Raw genomic sequence first — 8,075 nt, 5'->3', positions numbered from 1 at the left:
CATATTACGCAGGCCTGCGCCCATCTGCGGCGCTTTTTGCAATAGTGAAGGCAGCCACTCTTACGGTGATGCGGGTGTTGGTATGCAGATGGAATAAAAAGCCGACGAATGTGTTTTTCGACTTTGAGTTCAAAGACTGCGATATCAACGTAGTCAGTATGAATCAACATCAATGGGGAAGACAATGTTTAAAAACATCAGCAACGCACAAGGGATTTGGTTTTCTGGCGTACATGTTCTCATGTCTGACTTCTTCCCTGCCTCAAGCTGTTTCGCTGCCACAGGCGAGGGTTCTTTATCGAATTTCTAGCTCAACACGCTTTCACTAAACAGCCTTTTGTGAGGCTACCCCTGAGCCAACCGCTCCTTAATATTAAAGGGCAGCTAAAGGTGATTTTTTGTTTTTCAGATGAAAATTACAGACTTATTTTAAATGGGAATTTTGTAGAGATAGAGAACGGATTGTTCTCTATCAAAGGGATAAATGGTTCAGGAAAAACGACGTATATATTAGGTTATCAATCCTGCATCGGCGGTCTTTATTTCAACCCTGCTTACCGATTGTCTTGGCCTGATTGTGAGGACAGAGAACGTTTAAGCTGAGAGCTGCAGGCACTGTGCCATGGAATATGCCATATTCTCTACGACGTGCTCTAAGGGAAGGTGATTTCGGTATGTTTCTTGTGATTGAAATTTGCCGACACTATATCACCATCCGGTTATTGAAAATGAAAATAAACATCTGATTTTTAATAACATTATTTAATCCTTGAGATTATAGAATGAAAATTAAACTGTCTGTTCTCATGGACATGAAAGATAAAACCTCGGCAGTGCTCTAAGGGATGAGCAGTGAAAGCGATCGCCACGCTAAATCCATTAAGAAGGTACAAAAAAGCCAAGCCGATGATTCTGCAGCGATGGGAATGATTAATGCATTCAAAAGTGCTCGTAAAGCCATGGAAAAGAATGCGCTTGCAGCGGCCGCCGTCAGTGAAAAGTTGGAGGATTTGAAAGTCAAAGCGGCCAAAGCCAAAACCCCAAGTGCGGCGCTCACAGAAACCATCGCTAAACAACAAGCTAAGCTCAACGATGAGCAGCAGGATTATCAATCTCACCTTAAAAAACTCGATACGCAATAATAAAACCTTTTATCCAAACGCTGTCCATAAACCCAAATATCTTGGCCACTGCTTATTAGCAAAGAGATCACCGATATCTTGTGAAGCCTACGTTTATAAGGGATTAGAAAAAGGCAGAAAAGCCCAGCGCCATAGCCGAACCAGCCAAAACACTCCGCTACACATCTCTATCAACGCAGTGCAAAGGAGCCGTGGTTACTCGCGACCAATGTCCCTAGACATATCTTAAATGAAGTACAAATTACCAACCTGTACGCCAAGCGCATGCAAATAGAAGAAGCCTTCCGCGATCTAAAGAGTAGCGCCTATGGAATCGCACTTCGTCACAACAGAACTCGTTGTACTAAGCGATTGGATATCCTGCTTCTTATTGCGTTGCTCGCTGAAATCTTGATGTGGTGGAATGGCCTAATTACAGTACAGGCCAAATGGCATTTTGACTTCCAAGCCAGCAGCATTAAACACCGCCGAGTTCTATCCATACCTCGTCTAGGGAGATAGGTACGAAATCATCGGCGATATCAAATTAATGAATCCCAATATCAATGGGGAATGTTCGAATATCAAAGGCTCACACACAATGCAGGACTAGGGAAAATATGAGGGGATCCGCCAGTGCCGCGATAATGGCGAATCCCATTGGGCTCATCGTGGCCGCCGTTGCGGCTGCAGTCATCGCTATTACGTATCTAATCGACAAGTTTATAGGCTTAGATAAAGTGATTCGATGGAAAGGAGAGGGGATTGGTTGGTGGGATAAATTTAAGTCGCTTATTAATAAGTTACCAGAGGCGCTCATCCCTGATGGGTGGAAGATACAAACCGATGAAGCGGGATGAGAAATCGATAATTTAGCGAACAAGCTGAATCGGATTGAAGACAAGAACGCGACACTTGGTATTACGACCAATGAAACCCGAAATCGAACCGTCCGTAGCCAAACGGAGCTGCGCTATCATGCTTATCAAACGGGAAGCCTTCAACCCACCAAACAAAATACGCCATACAGTCCATTAGGGAGCCAAACGGTGAAAAGTAAATCGGAAGTATCACTCACCATTAAGTCGGAAAAGCCAGTTGCTGTCGAGAAAGTCAAAAGTGAAAAGGGCACCGATCTAAATGTGGATGTAGGAATTTGGTTTCTAGCTATTAAATACCAGCTCAAGAGGCGTGTCACTTAAGTTTTCTAGAGAGGTGATGGTACTTACCTTGTAGTGTTCAGATTAGCCTTCCTTCGTTAATATATAAATCATTAGATTTTATATAAATTAAATATTATATATAGATAAATTATCTTATTGTTGGGGAATGTTTATCGTTTCTGAATGGTTTAATTTGACGAATAACGTTGTTTAAAGAAATTATATAGGAGCCAATAGTGGCAAATAATGATAAGGAATTTAATGATGATTAATTTTGACAAAATCGTAGCTGAGTTTGAAGGACCGGAAGAAAAAGAACTCAATATGCTAGAGGTCAGTTGTTGTAGTGATAGAAACAAAGGTAACGACCGAAGAAATATGATTGCTTTTGAAGATCAATAGATAAAATAAAGGCTGCTGATGAGATCAGCAGCCTTCCATAACAAGGAGTAACTATGTATTTTTCATTAGGTCCAAATAAAGTGAAAACCAATTTTATTGATCTTTATTGTAGGAATGACGCTCTAACGGATTTAACCAGAGGTAATTGTTTTAATAAAATTAAGTCTTCATATATAAATATAATATCCGATTATATACCTATAGAAATATCGGGGGTTGATGAAGAGGTTCCCTTTCTTAGGGTTAATGATGGTGAGAGGTGCATCAAGCTATGTAAAGAATACAATTTGTCTAGACTTGATGACTTAAGTCAGACTGACATTATTAAAAAATCGACATATGATGTCAGTGAGAGAGAGATGATGAAATATTTAGAAGCCCTAGACTATATAAAAAATCAATCTAAAGAATTATACGAGGTTTTTTCTTTAGTCATAAACGTCATTTTTTTTATGCGTTCTCAAGAAGCTAGTGGCGGAAGTACATCAGGCTTGCCAGGTGTTATTTGGGTTAATCCAAAAAGTCACTGGAGTATTGAGGACAGAGCAGAATTTTTGATTCATGAAATGACCCATAATTTACTTTTTATTGAGGAAATTATTCGTGGTTTATATTCATATGATGATATGTATAGGGAAGAGAATTGGACGCGTTCTGCCGTTTTAAACAAGTTTAGACCTCTTGATAAGTCCTTTCATAGCGCTGTTGTTGGTACGGAAATATTGTTGTATAGAAATGAATTTAATCTAGAGCAAAACAAATATTGTGCTCATCCCCCAACTGATAAGTTACTTAGCCAGACATACGACTCGTTGGAATCATGCTTGAATTCCCATTTACTTTCAAAAAGAGGAAGAGAGATTTTGGGGACATGTAAAAAAGAGCTGGAGGGGATATGAGTTTTACTGAGCTTGAACAGGAGTTCCTTGAGAGTTTAATGGTAGATGACGTTATCTGCAATGAAGTCAAACTCTTGCAGGGTAGCGGTAGTGTGGATTTTTTCAATCTGGAGGAAATAGAGGCAATGTTGTCTGGTTCAAGGATAACCAGTGACCGAGTTCGTTTTTATCGTGATAAACATAATTTATCTAACTCTATTTTTTTGCTAGGTAAGAATAAAGATGGTCAACAGTCATATTATTTGAGAAATGACAAGTTGAACAATGCCTTGCTTAAAGGTGGGACTTTAGCATTAGATTCAATCGATGAGTATTTTGGTTATTTCTCTGAAACTACTAATAAAATTAGCACGTTACTAAAGTGTGAGTCTTCTGCGAATTTATATGTTTCTTATGGGAATAGTAGTGGTTTTGGCGAGCATAGTGATGACCATCACGTTCTAGTGAAACAGCTTTTTGGTAAAAAAAGGTGGATGTTTGAAGGTGGAACTAAATCCATCGTATTGCAAGAAGGTGATTTGCTTTTTGTTCCAAAAGGGATTCTTCATGATCCTGTTGCGGAAACTAGTCGTTCATTGCATGTTACCTACAGTATTGTTCGTCCCACTTTGAATGATTTCATTGATTGGGCGATTAAAAATAAAGAAAATTATAACACTAGCAATTTTGACATTGGCGATAAGGGCTATTTTCTAGAGCTACATAAAATAATGGCTGACTTTATTTTACATAGAGATAATAAAGCAAGAGCGATACGCCATTATAAAGAAACAAGGATGTTTCCTAAATGAAATTCGACTCACTAAAAAATTTAGTCATAGGGCTAACAAACAAATACTCTTACCTCAGCATTTTTTTTGCTTTTTTACATCAAATATCAATTGCCGTATCTGTTTATGCATCAGTTAAAATAATCTATGCATCTAGTACATCAGGTTACTCTAGTGAAGAGTTTAAGTTTTGGGCTACTACCTATGTATTATGCATGATCTTACCTTACTGCTTATCATATTTCTCTGATATCTATAAAGAGAAATGGTTATGTGATTCATTGAGCAACTTTTGGGACTCGTCCTCGAAAAAGTATAAATTATGCACTTCACGAATAAAAAAAGACAAGGTATTAGGTGTGTTTGTCACACAAGGTAAAGAGGCCATTGTTGAATTTGTAAATTATTCTTTCTATAGCATATCATCTTTACTTAATTTCGGATTAAGTTTATTTGTTATTTCTTTAGCCTTGGACTATCGGTTCTTTATTAGTGTGTTATTGAGCGCAGTTCTGGTTTTTATTATCAATAGATTTGTATCAGGTTCGATGGAGTCGTTATCTAAAGATAGGGTTGAAAAAGGGTCAACATTAACTAATCAGCTGTCAAATATACACGATAACTATCATAATGGTTCAGTGATTAATTCGGATAGCTTTGAGTCAGAAAAAGATTCCAAATCCGAATTTTATTTAAAATCAAGGTTAAGAGAGGCCAGATATAAATACAGAGTGATGTTGCTGACATCCTTCTGCTCTCTAATTCCCACAACTTTTCTTGTGTTATTTTTACTTTTTTCTCCAGAAGTGGATGATTTAATTAAGCTCGGAATCGTTATTAACTTGACGAGAGTGTACCACTTATTAAACTCGGCAAACGATTTGATATCTATATATGTTTCGCTACCAAATATTAAAGGGCAGCTAAAGGTCATTTGTTTTTTTTCCGATGAAGATGAGTCATCCAATAATACCCAAACTAACATTTATATTTTGGATGAAAATGACAGGGTTATTTCAAATGAGAACCTTGCAGAGAAAGAGAACGGGTTGTTCTCAATCAAAGGGAGAAATGGTTCAGGAAAAACGACGTATCTATTAGGTTATCAATCCTCAATCGACGGTCTTTATTTTAACCCTGCTTACCGATTGTCTTGGCCCGAGTGTGAGGACAGAGATCGTTTATCTGATGGGCAATACTCTAAAGCCTGTTTGGAATGGTTATTGTCTAAGACAGATAAGACTTTGTTATTGGATGAGTGGGATGCCTTTCTCGATCAGCAAAACAAAGCCGAAATGAGTGAATTGATTTTCAATGAATCAAAGAAAAGAAAAATATTACAAGTTAAGCAGTGACTGAGTTGGGGTCGCATTGAGACGTTTAGGCTGAGAGCTGCAGGCACTGTTATATAAACACTATGGAAGACGGCATATTTTCTACGATGTGCTCAAATGTAAGGTGATTTTGGATTGGAGAGAGGGGATGTTTCTTGTGACTAAAATTTGCCGCCACTATATCGCCATTCGGGTACTGGAAGTAAGCATAACTCCATGATTTTTCGTTACATTAAGTTAGCTTTGAGATTATACGTTAGAACTTAATGGAGACAAACGTTTTCGTGGCTGGAAGATCGCCTAAACCACCGTCTTCTTCAAGAATTGTTGCTGCCGCCTTTTCGATTTCGAACCGCCATATCAAAATACGCCCAAATAACTGTATATAAAAACAGTGTTTAACTATAAGATTATAAGCAAGGTTTGATAGGCAACGTTAGAAAGATGAGGAACGAGCAATGAACTTACTCCCAACAGGCACACAGCTAGGTAAATTGGAACTACTGGAAGTGTATCAAGACGTTTTAGGACCGAAGTGTTTCTCGGTTAAGAATGAAAATACCCAAAGGTTCATGGTGTATTGGAGTGGTGATTACGACAACGGCCAGTGCATTAAGTGGGCTTACATTCCGGTAACCAAACCATTGCTGGCCAGTTTGCTAAACAAAGAAGTGAGCTTTCACGATGCGTTCCACCGTTCAGACAAGCTTTATCTAGCGACTATCTACACAAACGAAGTAGGGAAGCCCGCGAAAGTCGAACTACTGAATGCTACGAACAAGCACTTAGTCAACCTACCGCCCGTTGATTTTGAAATCGACCTTGAAGATGCTTGTATGTTTTAGTGGGTACGAGACACGCAGGTTCTGAAACTCACAATTGGACAAAAGTTTGTTAGCTACATTACTAAATTAGAATGTAACGGATTAATTGGAGTATGGAAAAGTTGTCCAACAGCAGCGCCTTGCTAACTGCTGTGCGCATCAAGTCTATCGATGGTAAATGCAATGCTTTCTCCTACCACTCTTGGATCACTAGTCTCGATAGGTGCTGATAGATGTGCAATACCCACATCAACTATTACCTCAGGATCTATGCTTGTCACGATGCCCGATAGCGCCAGCCCCAATGATGTTTTAGCTCTTTCTTGGCTTCGGGGTTACCTGAAAATATTGACTCCCATTCTTCGTCTTCATAGTGGAGGCCGACTGATAAACGGATATCAATATTTTCTCCAGCTTAATATCTATCGCCCCCAAATTCGTCTATTGCAACAACCTTGACACCATCTACTTCGATTAAAGATGGTAAGTAAATTATCCATGAACTTGATATTAAGTTTTGTAGGGAAAACAGTATGATGCGGTCTATAAAGACAAATAACCTTGGCTAGGTCGGTTTATTATCACCTCACCAACAATCGTTGATATATGGAGAAATTACCTTCCCGTAGCAGCCAACCCAATCACGTCAAATCAACCATGCGCCCTTGTAAAGCAGGAGTGTTTTGAACACAGCTCTCGATACATGTGATCAGATCTTGGGACAGTGACGAAGGCTTTGGTTTATTCGCCCACAAGGCATACATAGGCCGAGTAAAAAGTATCTCAGAGTCGTATTGAACGTGCCCGGACATCTCACTATACAAATCGGCGATCTCTGTCATAGGCAATAGGCCTACACCCATGCCTGACGCGACCAGTTTACGTACCAAGGTAATGTCGTTGACCCGAGAAACCTTAGAGTATTGCCGCTCGATACTTAGCAAGTCTTGCCCTGAAATTTGCGTCTTAGAGTACGGCATAATGAGTCGCTCTCGGCTTTTGCAGTCTCGTCTTGAGACAAGGCATACGGCAATGCTGGCTAACTTTTTCTGGTAAAAAGACGAGTCTCTTTGCTCTCCACTACGTATGGCTAAATCAAAAGAAGTTTGGCTAAGCAGCACATTTGTGTTGGCAGGCTCAATAACGACATCCACATGACTTTTTTCTAGCAGAAAGGCTTCAAGCGCTGGGTATAGTTGGCCAATGATTAAGTTTTGCGGGCAATGTAAGACGAAGGAAACCGCTTCACTTTTCGAGCTTTCAGTCACGGCCTGATGAAGATTTAGGGTGGTCTCGCCAAGCTGCTCAAATAACCCTTTGCCAAAGCTAGTGAGTTTGACTCCCCTAGAGGAGCGAATAAATAGTGACTCACCTAATCTCTCTTCTAACAATAAGATGCGTTTGGACAAGGTAGGCGCGGTAGTTGTTAAGTCTCGTGCCGCTTTTGAATAACTGCCTCGACGGGCTACTTCAACAAATAATAAAAAATCATCCAGCATAAGGTTTTCCGCAATCTTAGTGTTCTAAAGCTCGTATGGCCGACGATACGATATATCCATACA

General features: G+C 39.5%; 9 protein-coding genes and 1 pseudogene. 9 read left to right on the top strand and 1 reads right to left on the bottom strand.

The genetic code is table 11. From position 1 onward, the window contains the following. Positions 1-184 precede the first annotated feature (184 nt). From AACW75_RS13990 to AACW75_RS13950, 9 genes and pseudogenes are all read left to right on the top strand, one after another. The gene (locus tag AACW75_RS13990) at positions 185-310 is read left to right on the top strand and encodes a hypothetical protein (RefSeq protein ID WP_267135273.1); all 126 of its coding nucleotides are present in this window, start codon (positions 185-187) and stop codon (positions 308-310) included. 535 nt (positions 311-845) lie between these two features. Beyond that, a complete protein-coding gene (locus AACW75_RS13985; protein ID WP_237297845.1) occupies positions 846-1,142 on the top strand; it encodes a hypothetical protein in 297 nt (98 codons plus the stop codon). Between the two features lie 222 nt (positions 1,143-1,364). Next, on the top strand, positions 1,365-1,643 hold the full coding sequence (locus tag AACW75_RS13980; RefSeq protein WP_237297846.1) for a transposase: 279 nt from the start codon (positions 1,365-1,367) through the stop codon (positions 1,641-1,643). A gap of 113 nt (positions 1,644-1,756) precedes the next feature. After that, positions 1,757-2,323, top strand: a pseudogene (locus AACW75_RS13975) (hypothetical protein); the annotation flags it as partial. Between the two features lie 222 nt (positions 2,324-2,545). Beyond that, on the top strand, positions 2,546-2,686 hold the full coding sequence (locus AACW75_RS13970; protein ID WP_157937821.1) for a hypothetical protein: 141 nt from the start codon (positions 2,546-2,548) through the stop codon (positions 2,684-2,686). A 53-nt stretch (positions 2,687-2,739) separates the two neighbouring features. Then, positions 2,740-3,585 (top strand): aKG-HExxH-type peptide beta-hydroxylase, encoded by an 846-nt coding sequence (locus AACW75_RS13965; RefSeq protein ID WP_102495554.1) that lies wholly within the window; start codon positions 2,740-2,742, stop codon positions 3,583-3,585. Then, complete coding sequence (locus AACW75_RS13960; protein WP_237297844.1) at positions 3,582-4,376, top strand: JmjC domain-containing protein; 795 nt, start codon at positions 3,582-3,584, stop codon at positions 4,374-4,376. Before AACW75_RS13965 ends, AACW75_RS13960 begins: the two co-directional genes overlap by 4 nt. Continuing rightward, positions 4,373-5,710 (top strand): hypothetical protein, encoded by a 1,338-nt coding sequence (locus AACW75_RS13955; protein WP_102495556.1) that lies wholly within the window; start codon positions 4,373-4,375, stop codon positions 5,708-5,710. Before AACW75_RS13960 ends, AACW75_RS13955 begins: the two co-directional genes overlap by 4 nt. Before the next feature lie 437 nt (positions 5,711-6,147). Continuing rightward, complete coding sequence (locus tag AACW75_RS13950; protein ID WP_145571203.1) at positions 6,148-6,534, top strand: DUF6575 domain-containing protein; 387 nt, start codon at positions 6,148-6,150, stop codon at positions 6,532-6,534. Positions 6,535-7,154: 620 nt separating this feature from the next. Here AACW75_RS13950 and AACW75_RS13945 read toward each other — a convergent pair. Continuing rightward, entirely contained in the window at positions 7,155-8,012 is an 858-nt protein-coding gene (locus tag AACW75_RS13945) for a LysR family transcriptional regulator (RefSeq protein ID WP_017092319.1), read from the bottom strand. Between the last annotated feature and the right edge of the window lie 63 nt (positions 8,013-8,075).

This window comes from Vibrio sp. L3-7 (assembly GCF_963898195.1).
In the GTDB taxonomy this organism is placed as follows: Bacteria; Pseudomonadota; Gammaproteobacteria; order Enterobacterales; family Vibrionaceae; genus Vibrio; species Vibrio echinoideorum.
This window is presented reverse-complemented; position numbering and strand designations above follow the sequence as displayed.